Genomic DNA, 25359 nt, shown 5'->3' with positions numbered 1-25359 from the left:
CAGGCGAAAGCCCTCCCAAGCATGTGTTTACGATCATAAATCATGTCTGGATTACTAGGAGCAATAGCGAGTCTGGGTACCGCATCGAAAACGTATAAGAAAATGAAGATGACTCCGTTCTAAAAAAGGCTCTTTCCTAACGTACCAAAGAGCTGTTGAGCATTGTTGCAGATCGAGGAATTGTCATTCCTCTGTTGCTTCTTCCCATTTGGTCGGCTGGTTATGGAGAGCAAATCGATCCAATAACTTCTGGATCAAATAAAGGAGCCTGAGTAACACAGAAAAATCCGCAAACATCCTCACGTTTCAACGCTGTGCGGATGTGCAGAGGAAGGTCCCTTGCACCGAATGAAGCAGAAACAGGAATTAAACTTACATTACTTTGATACTACATAGATCCGCTGCAGATACTCGTTATTTTGATCCCTTCGATCGCCGACAAAACCTTAACTACAAAAGGCTTGATCATGACCATCAACAGGATCGCTTCCGGGAAAATAGCCACCGTCAACACGCAGCATACGACAGCTCCGGAACGCTGCCTCTACTTCGGACCTTTTGCGCTCTACACCCAACAGCATCTACTATTAAAGAATGGTGAAACTGTGCAATTGGGCAGCCGTGCACTGTTGTTACTCATCGCGCTGGTAACCCGCGCCGGAGAGCTGTTGAAAAAAAACGAATTGCTGTCTCTGGTATGGCCCACAGTCATCGTCGAAGAATGCAACCTTCGGGCCCAGATCGTGACCTTACGACGCGTTTTAGGCGACGTAAAAGACAATTCATATATCGCCACTGTGCCGGGACGTGGCTACCGTTTTGTAGCTGCAGTGACGGTCCAAATGGAAGCGCAGCAGGCGATCCCGACCTTGGATCAGGCAGCATTAGAACGCTCAGCACTACCACGCCTGCAACATTCAGTGATTGGCCGGGATCTGCTAGTCGAGACACTTGGAGAACAGCTTCAGCAATGTCGCTTTGTCACCATCACTGGGCCTGGTGGCATAGGCAAGACCACGGTAGCGCTGACGCTGGCAAAAAGCCTTGCAGCGCACTTTCCTCAAGGCATGGCGTTTCTGGATGTAGCGTCAGTCAGCGGCACACAACTGGTGAACGGTACGGTCTCTTCGATCATGGGTATCAGCCCAATGACCCGATCCAGTGGCAGCAGCTTTGACGACAACAAACGGCTGCTGATTCTGGACAACTGCGAACATGTCTTGGAAGAATCCGCCAACGCAGTGGAAACCATCCTGCGCCAGGCACCTAAGTGCTGCGTGCTGATCACCAGCCGCGAACCCTTGCACGCCGAGGGAGAGTTCGTACACGATCTCGCCCCCCTGCAGGTTCCTTCGGACGATCCCGACCTCTGTTCCCGTCAAGCCCTGACTTACTCCAGCATTCAGTTGTTCATCGAACGGGTCACCGCCCATGATCCAGACTTTGTGTTTCGGGATATCGACGTGCATGCCGCCGCCGCCGTCTGCCGCAAGCTCGACGGCAATGCCCTGGCCATTGAAATCGCCGCTGCTCGTGTTCGCGCTTTCGGCATGACTCACTTAGTGGAGTTGCTCGACGGAAGCTTTCGCCTGCAGATGATCGGGCGGCGGACTGCCCAACCACGCCACCGTACGTTAAGTGCCATGCTGGACTGGACCTACAGCAGACTCTCGGATGATGAACGGGCCATGTTACGCCAGCTCTCCGTGTTCACCGGGGCCTTTACCCTCGGTGCCGTCAAAACTGTGGTAGCTATCAACCCGGGCGAAACCCAGGACTCAGTTTCGCTACTCGAAAGCCTGATGAACAAATCCTTATTGATCGCGGTGGCTTCCACATCGGTCAAGCGCTATCGACTACTGCAAACCACACGCCTGTACGCCTCGGAAAAACTTGCCCAGTACCTAGAGGCTCCCGCTACCGCGCAACGCCACGCCGCCTATACGCTGAATGCACAGCGAGATGCCGTAAAGAATTTGGACAGCATGAGTACTGATGCCTGGATGGCCTTTTACGGCCCGGAGGTCGACTCCATCCGCGCCGCGTTGAACTGGGCATACTCCCTGGATGGAGACCAATCTCTCGGGGTTGAACTGACCCTTATGAGCGTACCGCTGTGGCTGCGCCTGTCACTGGTCGACGAATGCCATGACTGGGTCAACCGGGGACTGCAGACCGGCTCGCATTTGGATGTGATCATGCCCCGTCAGCGCATGCTGTTACTGACCGCCTCGGCCAGCGTGATGGTCCTGACCCATGGTGCGGGACAGAGAATCCGCGAGGCCTGGAAGCTGGTCATCGAAGATGCCCGCGCCTTGGGTGATACCGAGCATGAATTGCGCGGCCTTTGGGGGCTTTGGAATGACCGCTGTTGCAGCAACCAACATCGGGAGGCTCTGGATTTGGCTACCTGTTACATCCAGCTCAGTGAAAGCAGCGGCAGCACAGACCGCAGACAGCTGGGCAAGCGAATGCAGGCCGGCCCACTGTTTTACATGGGCGATCTGCTGCGGGCGCAACAAGTGATCGCCGAATCGCTGAGCGCTGCGTTGTCACCACGTACCCATATCATTGACATACATTTCGACCAGCGCATCGGCGCTTGCACGATCAAGGCACAAATCCAGCTATTGCAGGGCCATGTTGGCCAGGCCCTGTTAACCATTGACCGCACTGTCGAGGAAGCCCGAGCCGCCTCTCACCCAGTTAGCCTGTGGTATGTCCTGTGCCTGAGTGCCATACCCACCTCGTTGCTAGTCGACCATAGGCAAAGAAGTCACAGCTTTCTGAAGCTGCTGCAGAACAGCGTAAACGGTGATGACCTGTATACCTGGCGCCTGTTCGCCCGCTGCTTCGAGAACATTCTGTTAATCCGCGACAACAATCCCGAAGAGGGCGTGCCGCGCCTGGGCGAAGTACTCAACCAATTGCATGAGGTGGGTGACACCCCGCTCTACAGCCTGATCCGTTGCGAGTACGCACAGGGCATCGCCGCGCTCGGACTGAGCCAGCAGGCCCTGAACGTCCTCGATGAAACACTGCTTATAGGCGCCGCTCGCCAGGAGCGCTGGTTTCGCCCCGAGCTGCTGCGGGTTAAGGCACAGCTGCTGATCAAGCAGGACGATCCCACGCTACTGTCACTGGCGCATGAGATACTTCGGGAGGCGATGGCCGAAGCAGAGGTTCAGGGCGCCTGTTTCTGGACCGCGCGAATCACTGCCGACCTGGCGCGCCTGGCCGTTCCACTGCAGATGAAATGAAGCTTACGGCCACCCCGAAAGACACTCGATTTGAGATCCGCCTCATCTCCCCTCCTTTCCTCTTACCTTCTTGATAATTTTCGCAGACGGGCCAACTACACGCTACAAGGTCTCAAGTTTCAGATCAGCCGCGCCGCCACCAACAAGTCGGCGACTGCCTGGAAGGTGTTATCCGGCACCGGATCACCGGGGACAGTGCGCCGGGCAATCTGCGCTGCAAGGGCTGGGGCCGCACCATGGGGTATCCCGAGCTCACTGGCTTCGACCAACATTTGTTTGGCGCCCTCCGGCCCCGCGCAGCAGACCACAACAGGCACGGGCGTCTCGCCACGAACATAGCGGATCCCCACCACCCAGCCGCCCACCGAACCGAGCATCAGCGAAGCGCGACCCAACCCTAGCTTGGTCGCCAAGGCCTGCATTTCCCGACGTTGGCGTTGTAGCTCGCTCTTGATCAGCGGATCACCGTCGAGGTCCTTACGCTCGCGTTTCTGCTCGCTGCGGGTCATTTTCATGTCACGCCCAAACAGCCAGCGTTGCACCAGCACATCCACGCCACCCACCAGTAGAAATGCCGCCAGCACAGTAACTACCAACGGTTTGAGCACCACAAAGAAGGTGGACTCGATGCACTCAGTGCCACACCTGGAAGACTCCATCAGAACTTGCAAGGCATGCCGCCCCACCACATAGAACGCCAGCCCAAGCAAATGCACCTTGACCAAGCCCTTGAGAAATTCGACCACGTTGCGCATGGCAAAGATGCGTTTGAAGCCTTCGGTAGGGTTAATCCGCTTGAAGTCCGGCTTTATCGGCTCGACCGAGAACACTACGCCCCGCATAGTCACCAAATTGGTCAGAATCACTACGCCCACCGTCACCGCCATCACCGGCAAGGTAATGCTGATCAGCAACTGTTGGGCGGTATCCAACACCCTGGGCCAGACCGTGGCAAAGGGTTCGATATAGATCAGAGCCGTAAGGTCAATCAGTGCACTGACCTGTGCCTGGGCCCTGGGCGTAACAATCGAAATGCACAGGGTGCAGAACAGGATGACCATGCCCGACACCAAGTCCTGACTCTTGGCGACTTGGCCCTTCTTGCGTGCGTCCTTGAGCTTTTTGTCAGTGGCCGGCTGGGATTTCTCTTCGCTGGTATCAGCCATCGCCACCGCCCACCAGGCTTTTGAGCAGCCCCACAGCGCTGCGAAACTCAGCCAGTTGATCAAGCATCAGCGGAATCAGGAAGCTGATGTAGATCACCATCAGAATCGAGAAAAATAAATTCTTCACCGGCAACGATAAATCGAAAATATGCAGACTTGGCGCCATCCTCGACAGGTAGGCCAGCATCAGGTCGGTGACCAGCAGCGAGATCATCAGCGGCGAGATCATCAGCACGCCAATGCGCATTACCTGATCCAGGATCGACAGCACCGCCAGCAGGGCCGACGAGGCAAACAGCGGTGTAAAGGCCGTGACGGGCCACAGCTTGTAACTATGAAAATAGCCATCCACCAGCAAAATAAAACCGCCCGACAGGAAGAACAGGGCAATCAGCATCACAGTCAACAAGGTCGCCATGACGCTGGACTCCCCCGAAGACAACGGGTCCGTCAGTTGCGCCATGGTCGAGCCTCGCTGCAGGTCAATCAGTTCCCCCGCCACTTCCGCCGCCCAGAACGGGATACCGAACAGCAGGCCGACCACCACGCCGATCAGGAATTCCTTGATCAACAGGCCGGCCAGCCAAAAGCTGCCGTGTTCAGGCATAGCGGTAAAGGCCGAAAACACCGGAACGAACATCGGCACGGAAATCGCCACCGCCACGCAGCCGCGAATCATCCCGGTCAGGCCAAGGCGATTGAACGCCGGGGTAATCACTACCAAACCCATAGCTCGGGAAGCCGCCAGCGCTGCCGAGCTGATTACCGGGTAGGCGACTTCCAGGAAGGTGTTGGCCAAGCTGGCGTCCATATACTTCAGCGCGTCCACAGTGGGAAGTTATCGAGCACCTGATTGCCCAACTCCAACACCTGCCCAGCCAGTAAGGGGCCGACAAACACGACCACCAGCAATACCGCCACTAGTTTGACCGCCTGAGGCAAGGTCTGGTCCTGGATCTGGGTCAGGGCCTGTAACAACCCGACGCTCAAACCGACGATAATCGCCACCCCAAGCGCCGGAGCCGACAACAGCAGCACCGTCATCAAAGCCTGTTTCACCAACGAAAGAAAAACGTCCTGCCCCATAAACTCACCCGTAACTAAGAATCAGACCGTGCATCAAACGCGACCAGCCGCTCAATGAGACAAAGAGAAAAAGCTTCAGCGGAATAGAAATCAACGTTGGGGAAACCATCGACATGCCCATCGCCATCAGCACGTTGGACACCAGCAGGTCCACCACCAAAAACGGGATGTACAACAGGAAGCCAATCTCGAAGGCACGGGTCAGTTCCGAGCTGACGAATGCGGGTACTAGCACCACAAGATCGTCATCACGCAGGTCGGCACGCGCCTCGGCGGACCAGATCGTCTCGGTCGCCTGGATGAAAAAACCACGTTCACTTTCGTTGGCAAAGCGTGAGAGGTGTGCCTGCAACGGAGGTCGCAGGGCCTCCCCAAACTCCTTGACCTGCTCAACGTTCTGCATGTTGAGGTCTCGCCCCTCCACTTGACGGTACATGTCGCCAATCAACGGCGTGGTCACGTAGACCGAGAGAATCAGAGCAATGCCGTACAACACCAGATTGGGCGGTGTCTGCTGCACGCCCAAGGCGTTGCGGATCAGAAACAGCACCACGGAGATTTTCATGAAACCGGTCAGGGTCACCACCGCCAGCGGAATCAAACCGATAGTAGCGACGACCAGGATGATCTCGATTAGGTTCGGCTGATAGCCGTTCATAACTTGGAAAATCTCACCAACCGCACACCCAGGCCGTCACCAATTTTAACGAGTTGGCCCTGACCGACACAGAGGCCATTGATCAGTAAGTCGACGCCCTCCTGCATCGAGGGTGTAAGTTGCAACAGGCTGCCGTTTCCCAGCTCACGCAGTTGCGCCATGGACAATTCGACACTGCCCACCTGACAGACCAATTTCAGTTGTAGTTCGTTAAGAATCGCATCCAGGTTAGGCTCGGCGTCCACTTCGGTCATGTGATGCTCCTTCATAGAATTCACGGCAAACGGTTGTTCAAGCAATTGCAGGCGGATGCCTTCCAGTCGTGCGCGGGCCCGCAAACGTGTGCCCAGGTTCAGACGCACCAGGCTGTCAGCCCAAGGGTTAAGCATCACGACATCACCGGGCAATAGGCTGCGCAACTCAGGCAGCGTGAGCCAGGCCTCGCCGCTGTCTACCGACATTGGCATCGGTAAATGGCCCAGGTCCTGAGGCGTGGCCGGCGCGTGCTGATCCAGCGCATCGGCCATCCATGCAGCGGCGACCTCACTCAGGTGTATCCGCACGCTCAATCGGGTGTCATCACCCCACTGCACCCCAAGGTCAATGCCCAGCTGCAGCGTCGAAGGCGCGATCTGGGAAGCGTCAAGATCGCGCACACGAATCGGTTGGCCAATAAGCTCTTCAAGCGGGGCGATCAGCGCGAGCAGTTCCTGCTCCAGCAACAGGCTGCCAGGCAGGCTGTCGAGCGTCAGGTTGTACGGCAGTGCCAACGCCGCCACCGCTTGCGCCGGCAACGTTAACTTGAGCAAAGCCTCCCCCAACGTCAGCCACAGTTCAGTCCCCTCCTCGACTGCTGTCTCGTCCGCGCTCCAATCCACACTGATGGCCTGCCCGCCAAACTGCCCGTGCCAAGTGGGGCGAGGTCGATGCAGACGATTATGCAGAGCTGTCCATTGCGGGTCATGCCAAGCCAGAGCCTGCTCGAACGTCGGTGCGTCGGGGCCGATGGCGGCCGCCTGGGAGGTCAAGGTGCGCCTCCGGGCAACGGCACAAACAATTCATCGGATTCTTCCCGACGCTCATAGGCCAGTCGCTCGCTTTGCTCGCGCCTTTCGACCAGCATTTTCCAAGCGTCCGCCTGGCGCTGCCGAGCGGCACGGGCCACACGAAATACCTCGCGCTCCCGCTCCTGCCCATCAAGGATCTGGCGGACCTCGTACACGGCGCTTTCCAGTTGCCATTGAGCGTCCTCCAGTTCATCCAGGCGATTCTGGTCCGCTTGCCACGCTGCGATTGATAAGCCTTCGATGATGCGTCCGAAGAGGCTTTCAACCTCACGCTCTATGGCCACGTGATGCTTGCCCAAACATTCCCGGGCATTTTCCAGGGCTTCATGGGTTTGCCGGCAACGTTGTTGCTGCGCGGCCAACTGACTCGCCGCACGTTGTTCGCGCAATTGCCTCATGCTTAGCAGGCTTTGCAGTTCATGGCTCTTCATCAGGCCTCCGTGGAAGTTATGCCAACACCTGGCGCATGAGTTTCAAGGTTTCACTTGGACTGCTCGGCTCGCCGGCCGTCTGCCGCAGAAAGGCTTCGATGGCCTCGTGCCGGGCAATGGCTTCGTCGGCGAGAGGATCGCTGCCCGCGGCGTACTCTCCGATACGTATCAACATTTCGATTTCATTGCGTCGCGCCATCAGTTCACGAATACGCATCGCCAAATGTTTGTGTTCGGCGCTGGCCACCTGGTCCATTAAACGGCTGCGACTGCGCAACACATCGATGGCCGGAAAATAGTTGCGCTGAGCCAGGTCGGCGCTGAGCACGATGTGGCCGTCCAGAATTGAACGCACTTCCTCAGCGACCGGATCGGTGGCGGCATCGCCTTCGGTCAGGACGGTGTATAGCGCTGTGATGCTGCCTGTGGGGCCGGGGCCGGCGCGTTCCAGCAAGCGGGGCAAAGCAGAAAAGAACGAGGGCGGGTAACCACGGCGGGTCGGCGGCTCCCCGACTGCCAGGCCGATTTCGCGCTGGGCCCTGGCAAAACGCGTGAGGCTATCCATGAGCAACAGCACATTGCGCCCTTGGTCTCGGTGATATTCAGCCATCACCGTCGCCACATATGCCGCCCGTACCCTCTCGGCAGCGGGCCGATCGGAGGTGGCTACCACCGCCACGGTACGTTCGCGGGCCTGGGCATCGAGCTGAACATCCAGCAGCTCACGCACCTCGCGTCCACGTTCACCAATCAGACCGATCACAATCACGTCTGCGTCGGTGTTGCGCACAATGCTCGCCAGCAGGGATGACTTGCCCACGCCCGGCTCTCCGAAGATCCCCATGCGCTGTCCTCTTGCCAAAGTCAGCAGACCATCGATGCTACGCACGCCCAAGGACATTGGATGTGCAATCAACTGTCGGGCAAAAGGCGCCGGAGGTTCGGCGTGCAGTGGATAGCGTTGCAGGCTACCCAAAGGCGGCACACCGTCGCCATCGAGATAATCGCCTACGGGACTGACCACCCGGCCCAGTTGCCCATCACCGACACTGACGCCTAGCGTCTCGCCTGTAGCGGTGATTTCAGTTCGGGTGGAAAGCCCCTCCATCGAACCGATCGGAGACAGGATCGCCTCGTCTTCATCGAAACCGATGACCTCTGCCGTCAAACTGCGGCCGCTATTGGGGTCATACAACAGACACAATTCGCCAATCCCCACCCCGGCGACGGTGGCCCGTAGCAGTACCCCGCGAATACTGCGGATGGTGCCTTTCATTGGACGTGGCCGAGCCTTGCCGAGACGACCGCATAGGCGCGGCATTATCTGCTGCAGATCAACGCTCATGCTGTTACCTCGGAAAAGGGCAGAAGGCTGCTGCGCAGTGCTTGCAGTTGAGCATCCAGGCCCAACTCTACCGAACCGACTGGGCTACTGAGGCGCGCCTGCCCGGCATGCAACTGGTCATCGGATTTGACGGTGATAGCGGGCAGGCTGTCGGGCTCGCTTTTCAGACGGTCGCGCACCCTCTCGACCTCCAGCGAGGGCACAAATAAGGTCAATGCCTGATCCTGGCGAAAAGCTGCCAAGGCCCTGCGCGTAAACCCCACGATACGTTCAGCCTCCTCCAGGCGTTCCAGCACCTCAAGCACCACGCCCAACGCAAGATCGACCAAGGAGGTTTCCAGGCTCGCCAGATAGGATTCGACCTTGACAGAGGTCTCCGCCAGCAATGCACTGATCTGCTCCGCGCCTTCCTGGCGGGCACTCTCGAAACCCTCCGTACGGGCTCTTTCCAGCCACTCAGTGCTGTCCTGACGGATCAGTTGTGCCTCATCACGGGCGGCCTGCAGGAAGGCATAGCCGTCGGTCCACAGCGTGGCCTGGTCAGCACGCAAAATACGAGCGCTCGGACGTGTCGGCAATTCGCTCATGGCGTCTCTCCGGTGTCGGTGCGGACAAGAACCGCTGCAATATGTCTCACGATCTGAACATTCATCGGCGATGGCCGCCCGTCAGCCACTGCAGGATCAAGCAAGCGTAGGCGCAACCATTCACGCAGTGGCGACGGTTGAGTTTGCAACCAGGCCGCCACACACCGCGCGCCGTCTTGATCGATGGCCGCCACCAACTCATCAGGCTGACGCAACGAATCCGTAGCCCCCGCCCATTGCCGATTGGCCAGCGCAAGGGCGAACACTTCGTCGCCCAGCCTCTCGCGCAATTGACTGACGAACTCGCTGCGAATCTCCCGGCTCAGGGTCGCGGCGTGCCAGATGGCGCCACACAACCGCGGTAACCGCCGGAAGACGTCGGGCGCCATCAGCAGCACCGGCAAGTCTTCTTCGGCGGGCGTGGGTGTCTGCGCCAGGGGGTGAAGCTTGAAATGCGTCATCAGCATCTTCAGCAGGCGCGACTGAAAGCGGGGCTCTGTCGTCAGTGCATGAATCCGCTCGATCGCCACCGCGTCGGGAAAACACTCATACAGATAATGCCGTTCGACAAAGGTCAGCGGCTGTTCCAGCAAGTCTTTCCATCGCAGTGACAGGCTCATGATGCCTCCGGCAAGGTGTACAGCCTCTGGGCGCAGTGGCGGCGCCAGTAGTGCCAGCCCAGTGCTCCTCCCAGGCCCAGCACCAGCACCATGCCGCCGCCGAAGAGCAGGCGCGCCCAGGACAGGTCGCCCTCGAGCAGCCAGATGCCCATGAAGCTGGTCAGGCGCGGTTGGCCATTACCGCCATGGATCGGTATGGCGACCTTGATCGCGGTCACCGACACGCCGTTGTAACTCAGCCCGGAAATGCCGTTGGCCACCAGCGTCTTGATTTGCGGGATCAACGAATTGATGTCGGTGTTGGCGTCGTAGCGCACCAGCACCGATGCCGATGAGGGTGAAATCACCCGCTTGAGCAGGTCGTTGTCGGGCAACACCACATGCACCCGCGCCGAGACAATGCCGTCGATCTGCGACACGCTGTGGGAGAGTTCCTCGCTTAAGGCAAAGACCATTTGCGCCCGTTCCTGTACGGGTGAAGACACCAGGCCGTTGCCTTTGAACACCTCGCCCATATTGGAAAAGGACTGCCCGGGCAAACCGGCTTCATCGAGCAAGGCCATGGCCTCGGCGAAGCGGCGCTCGTCCACCACGATCTTGAGCTGGCCACTGTCCTGGACCTTGCGCGAGGCCGGGATACCGTCGCGCAACAACACCGCGAGCATGGCATTGGCGTCCCGCTCGCTGAGGTTGCTGTACAGGTCCATGTCGCATGCCTGGAGCAAACCAGCGAGGGCAACGACGATCATAAAGCGCAGGGTACGGCAACGGCTGAACATGACTTTATTGACCTTTGAGAAGGGTATTGGCGGCGCCGGATATCTGCGTCGCACCGCGTACGACCATCTGCGTTTCAATGGAGTAATCGAACATCCTGCTCAGGGAGTGGACGATCTGGTCGACTTGTTTTTCGCCGACCTTTTTTGTCGCCTCGCTGCTGCCGGGCGCCGGTGTAAAAGCGGTGTTTCCCGAGGTGGCCGACGGTGGCGAAGCCCCAGGCAAACTACCTTTGCCGATCACGTCGGCGCGCTCGGAAAAACTCCGGGAGCGGTCAATGAAACCATTGAGCCGCTCCATCAACCCTTCACCAATCTGATGCGGGCTGGCCCCCTCAGGCATGCCCTTTGCGTTGCCGGCCATGTGTTCAAAGAGGTTCTGGGAAGCCTGAAGCCCCCCCTGCCCTCCTGACGGCGGCAATGCCGCCGTGGTTGCAAAATTTACAGTCATGGCGTGGCCTCTATTCTTCGTCGTCATCCGACATGGATTCGTTCAGCATCTCCTGGGCTTTGGGCATGATGATGAACTGACCGCCGATGGTGACCGCTTGGGTAATTATCGATTCAGTGAATTCGGCATCATTGAACTCATCCTTGGACTTATCCACCGCGGCATTGAAGCGGGCCTCGGAACTCGGTGGTGCGCTGGTGCTGCTATCGATTGGAGCGACTGACATGGTGCTTCTCCTTGGTTTCAGTTTTCACTGACGACGCTGCCGCGAAACACCCGTATGCCGCGTTCGCGACCCATGGATGCCGCGACAGGACGTGCTTGGTGATCGAGATGCTGCTGGATCATGTTCAAGTAGGCCGGAGGCCCGGAAACGAACAATTCATCGCCATTGGGACTGGGCCGCATCGATATTTGCTTACCGTAGACATCGAGGCCTGCCAGGTAAGCGTGCAGTTGATCGAGGTTCAGGCCCGCACTGCTGCGGAACAGGCGAGTGGTGACTTCATCAATGGCATTGAGGTACAGGACGTTGCCGTCGAAGTACCAGCCCAGGCCATTGAAGTCGCATAACTGGGTGAGGAAATCACCAGCGGTTACACCGCGCACAGTACTGCGCGACTTGCCTCGGACCTTATCGGACAGCACCACGACCATGTCCAGGTTGTGACCGAACTCAGTCAGCGCAGCACGCACGTCCTGATCAACCAACACATAGGTAAAAGGTTCAGCGAACCAACCCGGTTGCTCTCCCGACCGCTCGGTTTGCGCCTCGAGGCGCAGCGTCGACAGCGTCAGCAAACAGACAATAATCATCATCAGCCTACGCATGGCAGTGCTCTCCCGGTGACGTACGGCCAAAGATGAACAACGTGATAATTCACACACATAACGGTCGCTATTGAGCGTCAAGTCGCTAAGATGACCACCACATCGTCCGGCCGAGTCCTGTCCATGCAAAACCGCTTGCCGTCTCCCCTGCTGCTGATCGTCAGCGCGCTGCTCACTGCCTGCACCAGCCAATTGCCGTCCGACAGCAGTTACGACCGTTTCATGCGGCTGGCCGGTGATCTGGAAAAACGTGGTGATGCCGCTACCGCCGCTTCGCTCTACGAAAAGGCTGCGCAAGAACCGGGCGGTCATTTTGATGCCTGGCTCAAGCTGGGCGAAACGCGCCTGGCCAGCGACGATGCCAGAGGGGCGGAGCGCGCTTATCAACAAGCCCTGGAGCTCAAACCAGACTCCCCTGATGCGTTGCTGGGCCTGGGCACGGCCTTGGTGCGCCTGGGCAAGTTGGACCGTGCCGTCACCGCCCTGACCCAGGCCGTCAACACGGGCAATCAACCCGAAGCTTGGAACCGCCTGGGCATTGCCCAGATCCTGCGCGGCCACTCTCAGGACGCTCAGGCAGCGTTCAACAAAAGCCTGACTCTGGCTCCCAACGATCTCGACACCCGCTGCAACCTTGCCCTGGCCTATGCCCTGGGTGGCCAGAGCCGCCAGGCACTGGAAGAGATTCTCAGCGTCAGCCAGTCGCCCCGCGCCCAGCCTCGGCACCAGCGCAACGAACTGCTGATCACGGTCCTGGCTGGCCACGAGCGGGACGTCGCCGGCATGGCCCTGGAAGACATCCCGGCGGTCGACCGCAATGCGCTGCTGGTCGAGGCACGACGCATCAAGGCCATCAAGGACCCGGTGGTCCAGGCTCGTGAGCTGGGGCTGATGAGCAGCCACTAAGACCCGGCGCTTCATTGTTTTTCCTGCTTGTCGGCACTGGACTGTTGCTCGTCCTGGCGAGGACGCTGCTCTTCGCGGTCATTACCGTCGATATACACCTGAGCAGCACGACCCACCGGTGCGGCCATCGTCAGGCCGGTCACCCGCCCCTGAAACAGATCCTCACGCTGCTCGACTATCTGCATCAGCGTGAGGTTGTTGGCACAACCCGGCGCCAGCAGCGGGACAAAATCCTTACCGGCACCGAACTCGTCCTTGGAACTCGGCTTGAGGCACTCTGCCGGTAGCAGTTCGACACGGCCATCAGCGCCCACCAGGCGCTCGTAGTTCGGTGAATAAAATGTTGGTTCCAGGTGGGTTTTGCAGCCGCTCGGCAAGCCCAGCGTCAGCATCAGAATCGTTGCGAACAATGCCCTCATGGTCGCTCCTCGATCAATTCAGGTAGAAGCCGAACTTGCCACCATTGCGCGGCCCGGAAGACGCGGTGGGCGTACTGCCGGGCAAGGCATCCAGTGGCGTGGCCAGGTTTCGCCCGGGTATCGGCTGCACCAGGTATGGGGTGATCAGAATCACTAGCTCGGTTTCATTGCGCTGGAAGCGCTTGGAGCGGAATAGGCTGCCGAGGATCGGAATGTCGCCCAGCATCGGTACCTTTTCCAGGTCCTGGGTGCTTTCACGCTGGAACAACCCGGCAATCGCGAAAGTTTGGCCACTGCCCACTTCCACTCGGGTATCGGCACGCCGCACGCGAAACGAAGGCACCAGATAGCCGTTGACGTTAACCGTGCTGGAGCCCATCAAGCTACTGACTTCCGGGCGTACTTGCAGGGCAATGCGACCATTGGGCAATAGCGTCGGGCTGAACAGCAGCGACACGCCATAAGGCTTGTATTCAATGCCCACCAAGTCGCGGTTGACCGGCACCGGCACGGCCACCTCGCCACCGGCCAGGAAGCTAGCCGTCTGACCAGTCATCGCGGTGATGTTAGGTTCGGCGAGAATCTCCAGAATGCCGTTGTTTTGCAGGGCTTCGAGCATGGCGTCGATGTTCACGTTGCCCGAAGACAGCCCTGCGCTGATGACATTCGAGGCGCCCCTGGCGGCATCGGCCGCAAGGCCACCGCCCGTCAAGAGGCCAAAGGAAAAGGTGCCGTTATTAAACAGAGCATTCCAGCTCACGCCATAGCGCAGCAGCTCGGAGCGCGAAACCTCCGCGAAACGCACGCGGATATTCACTTGGGCTGAACCGCTATAAGTCGTGTTATTCCTGGCGGTTTGCGGACTCTGGCTTTCACTGTCGAGCAAGGCATTCAGGTCAGTGGCCTCAGCCACATCCCGGACAACGCCGCTTGCCACCATACGATTTCCCGCGGCGCTGATTTGGGCCGTGCTGTTTGGATACAGGGCCTTCAGGGGCCGACTGACACCCTGCGTGCCGCTGCTCACTGCCACGCTCAACTCAGCCACTTGCCGGCCTTCAGCGCCCAAGGCAATCAGACTGGTCTGCCCCACAGCCTTGCCAAAAATATAAATCACACCCGGCGCCACAACCTGCAGATCAGCAACGTTGGGCTCCGCCAACAGCACTGATTCAACAGGTGCCTTGAAATGCAAAATGCGCCCCTCACCGGAAGCCAAGTCCAACGTGCCACCGGTCCCTTGGGCAATGTCTTGGGCGCCCGCCAACAGCGGAAGCAGTACGGTCAGTAAGCCAACCAGATAACCGGTGGCGGGAAAGCGAAAAAAGCCAATCATGAAGAACTCGCCAGAGAGGTAACCGGAGCTCCGTCTTGAGGACGGCTATGAGTGATGTCGTTCAGGCTGATAGAACCCAAGGCTTGCAAGTTGTATTCGCCCGCCAGCTCGCGGAACGAAAGCACGGCCAACTCAATGTCGCCACGCACTACTAGGCGACGCATAGCACGACGCAATTCCGAGTGAACCAGCAGCACTGAGCTCTGCACATCCGGCAGGGGGTGGCAGGCTTCGCGCAGTTGCATCAGTAAAAAACGGCAGATTGGTTCGGGAAGTGAATCACGCCCGCCGTCCTGTCGACGTACAGCCGAACGCAGTTGTTCTTCCAGCGCTGGGGTGAGGACAAACGCACTGATCACTCTGTTGGCATCAGCATGCTGGTGGCTTATCTGCCGCGCCAGAGCCGCACGCACGTGCTCGGCCAGCCTTGATGCATCCGCCTCCTGGCCGCCCCATTCGGCCATGGCCTCAAGCAAGGCCCGCTGATTACGGATCGATACACCTTCGGATATCAAGCAGCGCAAAGTCTCGGCCATGCGTTGCAAGGGCACGTTGCGCAGCACTTCCTTGACCAGTTCTCCATAACTGTTTTCCATTTGTTCAAGCAGCATGCGGGTTTCCTGAATCCCCAGAAAATCCGCGACATGGCGGCGCAAGACGCGGTCAAGCACGCCACGCAACACCTCGTCCGGAAACAGAAAGCCCACTCCGGCCTCCTCCAGGCGCGCCTGATGATGACGTTCAATCCAGTGCCCTGGCCGCTGGTTCAAAGGCGAAATAGCTACCTGCGTCGGGATATCCATCAGATGTACGTGTACGGGGTCATCCTTGAGCAAAAGGTAATCGGCGGGCAGTTCACCCTCACCGACTGGCACACCTTCCAGCTCAACCACAAAGCGTTGGGCAGCGACTTGGCCATCTACATAAACCGCAGGCAGCGGCATCTCGATCCCCAGGTCACCGCGAATCTCATGACACAGACCCTCGATGCGCTGGCGCAAAGGCTGTTCGGGAGCGAATTCGGCCAGGCCTGAGCCCAGGACCAGCAGGACACGACGATCCAGCGGTTTGCCCAACATCGGCGCAGGCTCAGCAGGCTCGTACTCAAGCTCGTGTAGCTCCACCTCTTCCACTATCGGCGGCGATTGATCGCTACGCTGTCGCCGATACAAGAAAAACGCAGAAGCCCCAAGGATCACCGCAAGGCCAATAAACACAGGAGCCGGGAACCCTGGCAACAGGCTGACGCCCAGTAGGATCAAGGCCGTAAGGGACAGAGCTCTATGGCTGCCACCCAGTTGGCGGACAATTTCGGTACTCAGGTCACCTTCGGCACCGTCACTGTTGACCCGCGTGACGACCGTCCCCGCCGCTACCGAGATCAGCAGTGCCGGGATCTGTGCAATCAGGCCATCACCAACGGTCAACAACGAATAAGTATGTACTGCCGTACTGAACGACATGCCACGTTCGATTATGCCAATCAGCATGCCCCCTAACAGGTTGACCGAGAGAATTACCAAGCCGGCAATGGCGTCACCCTTGACGAACTTCATCGCGCCATCCATTGCGCCGAACATCTGGCTTTCCTGCTCCAGCCTCGAACGACGGCGACGGGCTTCGTGCTGCTCGATATCGCCGTTGCGCAAGTCGTTGTCGATGCTCATCTGCTTGCCTGGCATGGCATCGAGGGTGAAACGCGCGGCCACTTCGGCGACACGCTCGGCACCCTTGGTAATTACCACAAACTGGGCCACGGTAATGATAAGGAACACCACTAGGCCGACCACGACCTGTCCGGCAATTACAAAATCACCAAAGGCCTTCACAATGTGCCCCGCGTCGCCATCGAGCAGGATCAAACGCGTGGTGGTGATGGACAATGACAGGCGAAAAAGCGTGCTCAGCAAAATCAGCGGTGGCAGCGAGGAGAACTCCACCGAGTGGGAAATATAAAATGCGACGATCAGGATCAAGATGCTTAGAGCAATGTTCACGCCGATCAGCATGTCAACCAGATAGGTTGGCAATGGGATGATCATCATGACAATCGCCATCAGCATAAACGCTACGATAATCACATCGGTGCGTTTGGCGGCAATGCGAGCTAAGGAGTTGAGGCGGTTAAAGCTCATAAGGTAGCCCCTCGGGTGGCCAGATAGCGCTTGAAGCACTGCTGTGCCTCCGTCTTACGTCCCCCGCGCCACAACGCGCGACTGCGCAGCAGCAACAGTTCGGGCGACTCGCTCTCTTGCTCGGCCAAACGATCCAGCACACTGAACGCACGTTCGGTATCGCCGCTGTCAGTGAAAGCGATGGCCAGATTGCGTAGCAGCAGTGCATCGTTCGGCGCCATCTGCACCGCGATCAATAACATCACAAGTGCGCGTTTGGGCTGACCGCTGCGTTGATACAACTCACCCATGCCTCTGAGCAGATCGACGCAATCGTGTTCTTCACTGGAGATCATGTCTGCACCTCAGCGCGTTGCTGCTCCAGGGACTGGCGCATTTGAACTTCCTCAAGTATCAGGTCTTCCGCCAGGGTCTTGATCTCCGGTTCCATATCCAGCCCCGGTAAGATCTCAGTCAGCAGGTATTCAAGAATTTTCACCGAGCGCGTACTGCCAAACAGCTCAGGGCTGATACCTTCGGTGCTACCGAAGCGCTCCACTTCCCCTCGCAAGGAGCGCCGCGCAATCACCTCGCGCCTTTTTAGTACGGCATCGAAGAGAACGCCTTGACGGGCAATGGCCGGAAGCACACCGTCAACTGCGACGGCTTTTCCCGCAGGCGTTGGCAACAACGGGCGCGAGTCAACTCTCATAGCGTCAAGCTGAAGCGCGCTTCACCCTTGGCCAGCACCACTTGGTTGTTTTCGATACGCTCCAATATCCAGCCATCAGCCAGGGCGGCACCGGGGTAAAGACGCTTACCGCTGTCATTGATCGCGTAAGGATTGGCCCCGAACCAGACCGCCTGAAAGCGTACCCTGGGATTGGCAATATCGGCATGCACGGTGACATTGGCTTGCAACATCACCTGCTGGCTGAACTGTTTGTCGAAGGCTTGTTGCAAAGCGATCCACTGCGACTTTTGCCCTAGCTCGTAACTGCCTTCAGCGATCAACTGCCCCTCGACCTCGCTGAGCTTGATGGTCTTAATGCCGGCGGCGAGCATCTGCTGGTCAAGCCAGAGCCGGGCCTCAGCCCGGGTGGCTCGTGACGCCGGAGGAATCTCGGTCGGGAGGCCGATAAGCAGAGCACCTGGCGTCGTCGGCTCACCCCGAAAAGCAAAGGCACCCACGCAGAGAAACATCAAGACCAGTGCGAAGAGCCATTGCTGCCTATTGCGCCAGGCGGGAGGAACCGCTGCGGGCGGCCCCTGAGTCGGCACGCTGCACTCCAGGCGCAACCTGGCATTACCAATGCCGATCTCCAGTGGAAGGCGTGCACGGTGGCCGCTCCCCATGGGAACGAGGGTTTCACGTCCCTGTGGACCGAGGACCAATACGTCACCACCAAGGGCTTCAACGCAGATCCGCCCCTCAACGAAACGCAGCACCATATGCCGTTCGGTGATGCCGGCGTCACTGAGAATAAGGTCGGCGCTAACTGCACTGCCTATGGTGTAGACGGCGCAGTCCAAGGCCAGATAAACACCGCGATGTAGACCGCGAGTAATACTGAGTAACGGATGGGTCTTCCCGAGCACCGTAGAACCGGGCAACGGGAACAATGAAATAAGGGCTGTCATACGCGAACTACCACCGTGTGATCCACAGACGACGCCAAATCAGCGGCCCGGTAAAACTATAGAGCGCGGCAATAGGTATGCGAGCAGCGCAAGCGCCACCCGCATAAGAGCATCAGTTCTGAGGCCGCTGCTTGGTCGCATCGAGCTCAGCTTTTTTGGCAGTCGATAATTCGGTGATTTTTGCCGACTTCTCGATTGCCATATTGAAGGTTGCTTCCATTTTTTGGATAGCCGCGTCTGCGCCGCCGGATTTTACTGCAGGAACACCACTCATATTGAAACTCCTTGCTGGGATAATGACTTCGTTTGGGTATAGTAAATACATACGCCGCATGCGCGGAGAACTGCACAAGCAAATGGCTTAGGAATTCCTCGCCGAGGTAGTTGCCTTGCACAGCTCAATACTAAGCAGGGACGTTTTAAATTTGCTGTGAAAACTTGTGAATCCACATCAGGGCACGCTCAACGTAACAAATGCGATCTCAGTAAAAATGATGGTGTCCCTTTTCGGATAGCATCGAAACTTCACGCACAGAAAAACCCCCGCATTTCGCACCCCGCCCATACAAAAGCAAGTGACTGCGCATTACTAACATGTGAATTATTGTGAAATATCGAGATATTGATACCAGATGGCATTTTTTTTTGACCGGCCGGCTGATAACGTCTGACGCCACCTTTCAATAAAATTGTGAGCTCATAAAACGGCTTAATGAAAAAAAATTGCACCAGGAACAATAAGTGAGCTTGTGTCTTCAACTACACGACCGAAACAGCTTCGCCCGCTCAAAGAAATAAGCAATCCAACTCAGAACCCTAACCGGATCAGATTGAAAATAACGCATGACATGAAATCCTTTCCGAATTGTCTTTCAGAAAGATAACGTTAGGTTGATTGAAATCTCTATCCCTTTGGAGAGTTACGATGACAGCTAAGATAGCAACTCCTTCTTCCAAAGACGCCGCAGGCGCCAACAAAAACACCGTCACAACGACTGCCTGGGAGAAGGAAGTCAATAGAGTTTCCACAACCTCATTGAAAAAACCTTCAACTGATGAATTGGGCAAAGGACAAAAGCGCCCGGAAGGAGATAAGCGTTCGGCGAAACAAATCATTAAGGACACCCCCCTGCTTGCAAACCTCGGCAATCAAAACGACGTCAAGGACAACCTCAAGAAGCAAGTCGGTGATTTCGAAACCGACGCAGATGCAGCCTACCGGGCGTCCCAGGTTCTTGAGCACGTCGAGTACATCAATGAAGACGGCAAGCTCGCCCGCAGCAAGATAGATAAAGATGCCGGCAACGGCAAAATCGATGGGTTTTCCAAAGGTGATGCTAGCCACGGCACCGAGGCAGGCCGCCTGCAGGATTTCGGCAAATACGGCTATTCGAGCCTGAAGGGCAAGGTCGTTAAACTGGATCTAGGCGAAAATCAAAAGCGTCCTGAAGGTGATACTCGCTCTGCCAAGGAGATTATCGAAGACAACCCACTTCTTCGCTATCTAGGCAATCAAAGCGACGTCAAGGATAACCTCAAAAAGCAAGTCGGTGATTTCGACACCAACGCCGATGCCGCCTACCGGGCGTCCAAAGTTCTGGAACATGTCATTACCGTGGATGAGAACGGCAAGCAAATAACTGGTTCCGATGCAAAGAATAGAGACAACGACAGCATTGAAGGTTTTACCCACGATAAAGAAGCTAGGCACGGCACCGAGGCCGGTCGTCTCCAGGATTTTGGCAAATACGGCTATTCAAGCCTAAAGGGCCACCTCATTCAAGCGACACCCAAAACATATTCGGATAAAGCAGCGCCTGCCGATGAGCCGAAAGATGTGCAGGCGCTGCGCGAAAAGTACGATATCCCTTCCTTCGGCGCAGAAGCACTCATGGAAATGGAGTTACCCAACGACAAGACCATCGGCGGCCAAACGGCCGAGAACTTCGTCAAGGAAATCAAGGACGACATCAAAAGCGGAAAGCTTTCAAAAAATTCCGATGAAGCGAAAATCATCAAACTGATGGATGCACAAGCCGCGCTTGACAATGGCTACGAACTTTATGGCTATGCGGAAGGCATCAATCTGGGCGGCGGCACCTATCGTGAAACTGCTAAGAGCCCTACCAAACTGAACGGCGAAGACGTCAAGGAAATCGTTGACGAGAAAAAGCTGGCCAAACAAATTTCCGAGTTGATGGAGAAAGACGAAATTAAAGAGCGTTACGACAAGGAACTCCAAAGTAGCGTCAGCAATTTGTCAAAAGATAGACTCGATGAAGTTCGCGAACAGGTCTCAACTGCACTCTTCAAGAAGGAAGGCAGCAAGGAAGCCAATCTCAAATTTGAAGATTATGTTATCGCAATGAATGACTCAGGTGATCCTAAAAAGTCAGAAATGGCTGAACTGGACGTAGACCGCTATTTCGAGTCTCTACGAATCCTTGAACCGGACAGTTTCAAAGCCCGACGTCAGACCTTCGACCAAAATATGATGACGCACCAACTCAATACCTACATGGAACATCCAGATAAGGTGTCCCCAGAAAATGCCGAGAGTGGGCTGCGTTCGACATTCACAATACTCAAAGGTGGTATCAACGGGGCTCTTGGCGGTCTCGACAAGGGTGATAAAACTTATGACATGTACAAAAAGATGAAGGACGAGGTCGATATTCTCGACGGCCATATCAAAGGTTTGACACCAGGAGAGAACAGTAAGATCGCAGCCGCCATCCGGCTCGCTTCTGCAAGTGGTGATCCCAAGGCAATCGACAAGATAGTCGACACACAACTCAAGGGTCTTAAGAGCAATCGAGAGGAAACAGCCGGCTCCTTCAAGAAAGTACTGCATTCAGCCAGTTCCAGCGGGTCGCTAGGTGCAATGGCGGGCACAATGAATCTGGTCAATGGTGCCATGCAACTCGCCAATGGTGGCAAGGGTTTGACGGATGACCAGAAAGTGGCCGCCGCGCGAGACCTGGTAGGCGGCTTGAGTAACACCAACGACTTCCTCAAGTTCGGTTCAGAGATAGTAGAAACCCTTGGCGGCAAACATTCATATGATCCAGCTGCGGACGTTGATGGCAAACGGCAGCCAAAAATCAATGCCACTCAGTGGCTTGGCCTACTTGACGAAAACTTTCCCGATATTTGGGGAAAGGAAAAATCAGCAAAGTCAGACGCACTCGCCGACGCAATCAGCACCCGCGTTCAGAAGTCCTCCGAGACTCTCGAGAATATCAATGTGGCTAACCTATCGCCTTCTGAGGTCAAGGATTATGATAAAGCCGTCAAATCCCTTGGCGAAACAATGGGTATCAAAGATATCCCGGGAGGCGGCACCGATGTTAAAAAACCCAACTCTGCCATGGCAGCCGGACGTTCTTTCCTGCGCTTCATGGGCGGTTCCGGATTGGACTTGACCGGCGGGGTCATGGACATCGTCTCCGGCGCCCGTAAACTCAAAAAGGCCAAGACAGCGCTGGAGAAAGCCGACGCTGGCATAGGGCTCGCCGGTGGCATCTCCGGAACCGGCATGGCAATTGCCAATACTATCTCGATGTTTGCGCCCCAAGGCGCTCACCTCGCAGGGAAACTAGCGGGTGACCTGGCTGCAACGGTCGTGCGCGGCCTAGCCATTGGCGCTCGCGTTACGGGCCCCGTTTTCGCCGTGGCGGGGGTTGTATTCGGTATTGCCGGCACCTTGATTGCCGAAGCTGTCGAGCATGCCAAGTTGCAAAAACTGACAGACTCACAAGGACAGTTTTTCAAGGACCTCGCCAGCGCTGGCGTGACCAAGGACGACTGGGGCGACAAGCTGGAATATGCACGTTATGCCACTTATATGTATGGCGGTCGGGAAGCACCTGAAGACAAATCGATGTTCGAGTTTCAGTCGGACGAATGGAAACACTTCCAGGAAACCGAGGACAAAAAAGGCAGCTCACTTGCACGGCTTGCTCCCTATCTTCACAAAGATAGTGACCCCGACAACAACAACCTCTGGGAACAGGCTTTAGATGGAAAGACCGCTAGTACTGGCGGCCAGGGGCAGGTTATAAAAACAGATAAGTGGCGCCCTTGGGAAAACACGGACAGGGAGGCCGGTAAAAAGGAGAATGCCTGACCTAGAAAGTCGCCGACCGGCTATCAGGCTGGATAAAAAAGCGAGCAACGGCCGCTAAAAAGTACCACTCCAAGAGCGAGGATTATCCGGCGCTTGGAGTGGTCTAATGAAATCTATGGGCACCTGCATTTTGCAATATTGATTAACGGCTGAAGTGATTGGCCTACTGAACCTATAAGGCGCCTGTAATGATGTAGCCCCGCACCATGATGAGAGCGCGTCAAGCAATCCTGAAAACCAAATCGGCCTCTAAAGCCGCTTGATAAATCAGGTTTTTTACTTAGCTAGTCGGCCGTTCACTTCATCTATTGTTCAGCCATCGAAAACCTGAAAGTTGATTACTGATACAGTAAAAATCGCCGTGGCAGGTTTCAAGGCATCTGCCCCGCCGTCAAGTTGTGTATGGTGAGCCAATATTGCCAAAAAAGTTTCGCGCCAGTTTCCGACGCTAACGCTCCACCACCTTGGAATTTCTTCGCTGGTATCAGCGATACCGAAAGGCCAGCCCTCCCCCTATTGAGTCCCCAGCCTCTGCGTATAAAGCCTGGCACACTGCACCAACAGCCCCCCCCGACGTGTGCATTCAGTTGCAATAACAATGAACTCAACGGCATGCCAACATCTCATGCTCGCTCCAGGACTGCATAACCAGCTCCGGTAATCGTCTTTTTCATTAGGCAACCGGACATCACACATTGCTTGGCAGTTCCTAATGATATGGCAGCGAATCGGCAATTGCGCTTAGCGTTTACACCCGTATGGCTAAGCAACCGTACAGAAATAGCTGCGGACCTACTACTTGCCGCCCAGCACCGGGTCGTATCGCCACTCGACGGTGTTTTCCAGCATTGCGCTGTGAGTCGCCTCCGGCGACACACGTCATATCCACGATAGTTAAATCCGCAACCCACGGCAGCGTTCTGTTTTCACTGCGCGAAATACAATCAAGTTAAGGCTCGTTATCCGTCAAGTTGATGGTTCATCGACTGTAATTTCTGCGGTTGCGGAAAAACTCTCGACCGCCACGGATTAGACCCGTATCGGCGTCGAAAACCAAAGGTTAGAGATTGTTCAGGTAGCGACGGCCATTAATGGGATGTAGGCCTCTACTATTGAGTAGGCTCGTAATTTTGAAGATGCGGCGAATGCAGCCTCAAGCGCAGATATGCAGGCGCAGGCAGGCGAAGGAATGGCCAAGCAGACAATCATTGAGATAAAGCGTCTTGCAGATGACGTCTCTAAATATGCGACTGCCATGACGCGCCTCAAACAGGAAAGTGAACATATAGGTGGCGTTCTTGATGTGATCAAACCAATAGCGGATCAGACCAAACTGATTGCACTGAATGCCGCAATCAACGCCGCTCGCGCTGGCGATGCTGGTCGTGGCTTTGCAGCGGTTGCCCATGAGACTCGAAACCTGGCCTAGCGAATCTGAGAACTGGCTGCTGGCGTAGGCCCAGACGTAACGCGATGAGTCTTTTTGTGGCCAGGCGTCAGCATCTGTACCATCGCTTGGCAAACACACCACTGTCGAATAGCGTGATCTCTTGAAGAATATGTTCGGTCCAGCAGCTCTTCAGGCGTGAATCTCTGTGAAATTTCACCGACTTTGTGAATTGTTGTGAGGTCGCTGCGAGACGGCTATTTGCCCATGCTACCTTCTTCGAAGGGGTATCGTCAGTGCGACGATCTCATTCATTCCACTGACGGAGCAGCGCCGATGTCTACTACTGTATCACCCGCTAATGGTGGGTCAATTACTCAAAAAACCTCGTATTCTGTGTTCGACGATAAACTGAACATTGCCAAGTCGAGCAAAATCGTTGCCGATTATATGCGACAGAATGGAAAGTCGGCCATTTCCGGGAAAGAGCTTTCTCAACTCGCCAATAACTCTTCGGGGAACGTTCCCAGCAAGGTTTCCGATGCTGCGAAATACATGCAGCGTCACCCCGATGTATTTACTGCCATCGAAACACAGGATGTGGCAGGTGCTGACAACCTTTCTGGCGTCTGGAACTTTGATTGGGCAGCTAATGGAGGTTTGAAGGGCACTGCGACAGAAGCTACCGCCAAAATGCAGGACACTTTTGACATGGCGATCGCCAAATCTGCGGAAATCACCGAAATCTCCACAGGTAAAAAAGCCGAGCTGGATTCGAGCAAGCAGCGCCCGAGTAACTAAAACCAGAGCCACGCTATACCACAGGCAAACAAGTTCGGGAGTATTCAAAATTAGAATCCAAGGAAACATCGTTGTTTAGCGAGCACTTGGAAAACTCCGGCGATTTGAAATTTTCACAAAAAAAAACAGTATGTATAAATCCATCGTATGGCATCGTAACTTTTAAGCGCTGGCAGCAATGTCGGCGTCTCCGAGGCTGAAAAACTAGGCTTTGTACGAAAAGTGGTTGCGCATCGGTGATGCTCCGTTAAAAACAGGCTTGTGCGCGACTTCGACCGTTCCTTTCCTGTTTTTATCCTGCCTAACCTTCGCTTGCCGATTTTTTGTACAGGGTCTAGTGCGTTTCAG

Annotated in this window: 24 protein-coding genes and 1 pseudogene; 5 read left to right on the top strand and 20 right to left on the bottom strand. The window is 56.3% G+C overall.

Going from position 1 to position 25359, the window contains the following annotated elements; genetic code table 11:
- Positions 1-467: 467 nt before the first annotated feature.
- Positions 468-3260 carry an ATP-binding protein gene (locus ACYZTY_RS12185; protein ID WP_461959305.1) on the top strand — a complete coding sequence of 931 codons (2793 nt, stop codon included), beginning with the start codon at positions 468-470 and terminating at the stop codon, positions 3258-3260.
- A gap of 119 nt (positions 3261-3379) precedes the next feature.
- On the opposite strand, the gene ACYZTY_RS12180 is transcribed toward ACYZTY_RS12185, so the two are convergent.
- The 13 genes from ACYZTY_RS12180 to ACYZTY_RS12120 are packed head-to-tail and all read right to left on the bottom strand — an operon-like array spanning position 3380 to position 12278.
- Positions 3380-4426: an EscU/YscU/HrcU family type III secretion system export apparatus switch protein gene (locus ACYZTY_RS12180; RefSeq protein ID WP_461958688.1), complete on the bottom strand. Its 1047-nt coding sequence runs from the start codon at positions 4424-4426 to the stop codon at positions 3380-3382.
- On the bottom strand, positions 4419-5237 hold the full coding sequence (sctT, locus tag ACYZTY_RS12175; RefSeq protein ID WP_461958687.1) for a type III secretion system export apparatus subunit SctT: 819 nt from the start codon (positions 5235-5237) through the stop codon (positions 4419-4421). Before sctT ends, ACYZTY_RS12180 begins: the two co-directional genes overlap by 8 nt.
- A gap of 5 nt (positions 5238-5242) precedes the next feature.
- Positions 5243-5512, bottom strand: a complete 270-nt coding sequence (sctS, locus tag ACYZTY_RS12170; RefSeq protein ID WP_461958686.1) for a type III secretion system export apparatus subunit SctS — start codon at positions 5510-5512, stop codon at positions 5243-5245.
- Between the two features lie 4 nt (positions 5513-5516).
- Entirely contained in the window at positions 5517-6170 is a 654-nt protein-coding gene (gene sctR / locus ACYZTY_RS12165; RefSeq protein ID WP_461958685.1) for a type III secretion system export apparatus subunit SctR, read from the bottom strand.
- Positions 6167-7198: a type III secretion system cytoplasmic ring protein SctQ gene (sctQ, locus tag ACYZTY_RS12160; protein ID WP_461958684.1), complete on the bottom strand. Its 1032-nt coding sequence runs from the start codon at positions 7196-7198 to the stop codon at positions 6167-6169. Before sctQ ends, sctR begins: the two co-directional genes overlap by 4 nt.
- On the bottom strand, positions 7195-7668 hold the full coding sequence (locus ACYZTY_RS12155) for a hypothetical protein (RefSeq protein ID WP_461958683.1): 474 nt from the start codon (positions 7666-7668) through the stop codon (positions 7195-7197). The genes sctQ and ACYZTY_RS12155 overlap by 4 nt, the downstream gene beginning before the upstream one ends.
- A 16-nt stretch (positions 7669-7684) precedes the next feature.
- Positions 7685-9013 (bottom strand): FliI/YscN family ATPase, encoded by a 1329-nt coding sequence (locus ACYZTY_RS12150; protein ID WP_461958682.1) that lies wholly within the window; start codon positions 9011-9013, stop codon positions 7685-7687.
- Positions 9010-9600, bottom strand: a complete 591-nt coding sequence (locus ACYZTY_RS12145; RefSeq protein ID WP_461958681.1) for a FliH/SctL family protein — start codon at positions 9598-9600, stop codon at positions 9010-9012. The genes ACYZTY_RS12150 and ACYZTY_RS12145 overlap by 4 nt, the downstream gene beginning before the upstream one ends.
- Entirely contained in the window at positions 9597-10220 is a 624-nt protein-coding gene (locus ACYZTY_RS12140) for a type III secretion protein (RefSeq protein ID WP_461958680.1), read from the bottom strand. Before ACYZTY_RS12140 ends, ACYZTY_RS12145 begins: the two co-directional genes overlap by 4 nt.
- On the bottom strand, positions 10217-10999 hold the full coding sequence (gene sctJ / locus ACYZTY_RS12135) for a type III secretion system inner membrane ring lipoprotein SctJ (protein WP_461958679.1): 783 nt from the start codon (positions 10997-10999) through the stop codon (positions 10217-10219). Before sctJ ends, ACYZTY_RS12140 begins: the two co-directional genes overlap by 4 nt.
- A gap of 4 nt (positions 11000-11003) precedes the next feature.
- Positions 11004-11447, bottom strand: coding sequence for a hypothetical protein (locus tag ACYZTY_RS12130; protein WP_461958678.1), 444 nt, complete (start codon positions 11445-11447; stop codon positions 11004-11006).
- A gap of 10 nt (positions 11448-11457) precedes the next feature.
- Positions 11458-11673 carry a hypothetical protein gene (locus ACYZTY_RS12125; protein WP_461958677.1) on the bottom strand — a complete coding sequence of 72 codons (216 nt, stop codon included), beginning with the start codon at positions 11671-11673 and terminating at the stop codon, positions 11458-11460.
- A 17-nt stretch (positions 11674-11690) separates the two neighbouring features.
- Positions 11691-12278 (bottom strand): type III secretion protein, encoded by a 588-nt coding sequence (locus ACYZTY_RS12120; RefSeq protein WP_461958676.1) that lies wholly within the window; start codon positions 12276-12278, stop codon positions 11691-11693.
- A 123-nt stretch (positions 12279-12401) separates the two neighbouring features.
- On the opposite strand from ACYZTY_RS12120, the gene ACYZTY_RS12115 reads away from it, so the two are divergent.
- A complete protein-coding gene (locus ACYZTY_RS12115) occupies positions 12402-13184 on the top strand; it encodes a tetratricopeptide repeat protein (protein ID WP_461959304.1) in 783 nt (260 codons plus the stop codon).
- 11 nt (positions 13185-13195) lie between these two features.
- On the opposite strand, the gene ACYZTY_RS12110 is transcribed toward ACYZTY_RS12115, so the two are convergent.
- The 7 genes from ACYZTY_RS12110 to ACYZTY_RS12080 form a co-directional block, all read right to left on the bottom strand.
- Positions 13196-13603, bottom strand: coding sequence for a hypothetical protein (locus tag ACYZTY_RS12110; protein ID WP_461958675.1), 408 nt, complete (start codon positions 13601-13603; stop codon positions 13196-13198).
- A 13-nt stretch (positions 13604-13616) separates the two neighbouring features.
- Positions 13617-14939 carry a type II and III secretion system protein family protein gene (locus tag ACYZTY_RS12105; protein WP_461958674.1) on the bottom strand — a complete coding sequence of 441 codons (1323 nt, stop codon included), beginning with the start codon at positions 14937-14939 and terminating at the stop codon, positions 13617-13619.
- Complete coding sequence (gene sctV / locus ACYZTY_RS12100) at positions 14936-17074, bottom strand: type III secretion system export apparatus subunit SctV (RefSeq protein ID WP_461958673.1); 2139 nt, start codon at positions 17072-17074, stop codon at positions 14936-14938. Before sctV ends, ACYZTY_RS12105 begins: the two co-directional genes overlap by 4 nt.
- Entirely contained in the window at positions 17071-17409 is a 339-nt protein-coding gene (sctY, locus tag ACYZTY_RS12095) for a type III secretion apparatus assembly chaperone SctY (RefSeq protein WP_461958672.1), read from the bottom strand. Before sctY ends, sctV begins: the two co-directional genes overlap by 4 nt.
- Positions 17406-17765, bottom strand: a complete 360-nt coding sequence (locus ACYZTY_RS12090; protein ID WP_461958671.1) for a hypothetical protein — start codon at positions 17763-17765, stop codon at positions 17406-17408. The genes sctY and ACYZTY_RS12090 overlap by 4 nt, the downstream gene beginning before the upstream one ends.
- Positions 17762-18694, bottom strand: coding sequence for a SctD/MshK family protein (locus ACYZTY_RS12085; RefSeq protein WP_461958670.1), 933 nt, complete (start codon positions 18692-18694; stop codon positions 17762-17764). The genes ACYZTY_RS12090 and ACYZTY_RS12085 overlap by 4 nt, the downstream gene beginning before the upstream one ends.
- Positions 18695-18806: 112 nt before the next feature.
- A complete protein-coding gene (locus tag ACYZTY_RS12080; RefSeq protein ID WP_461958669.1) occupies positions 18807-18968 on the bottom strand; it encodes a hypothetical protein in 162 nt (53 codons plus the stop codon).
- Positions 18969-19619: 651 nt separating this feature from the next.
- On the opposite strand from ACYZTY_RS12080, the gene ACYZTY_RS12075 reads away from it, so the two are divergent.
- The 3 genes and pseudogenes from ACYZTY_RS12075 (at position 19620) to ACYZTY_RS12065 (ending at position 25011) form a co-directional block, all read left to right on the top strand.
- On the top strand, positions 19620-22823 hold the full coding sequence (locus ACYZTY_RS12075) for a hypothetical protein (RefSeq protein ID WP_461958668.1): 3204 nt from the start codon (positions 19620-19622) through the stop codon (positions 22821-22823).
- A 1159-nt stretch (positions 22824-23982) separates the two neighbouring features.
- Positions 23983-24249 (top strand): annotated as a pseudogene (locus tag ACYZTY_RS12070) (methyl-accepting chemotaxis protein); the annotation flags it as partial.
- A gap of 297 nt (positions 24250-24546) precedes the next feature.
- The gene (locus ACYZTY_RS12065; protein ID WP_461959429.1) at positions 24547-25011 is read left to right on the top strand and encodes a hypothetical protein; all 465 of its coding nucleotides are present in this window, start codon (positions 24547-24549) and stop codon (positions 25009-25011) included.
- Positions 25012-25359: the final 348 nt, after the last annotated feature.

It is taken from the genome of Pseudomonas sp. LB1P83 (assembly GCF_054897885.1).
This window is presented reverse-complemented; position numbering and strand designations above follow the sequence as displayed.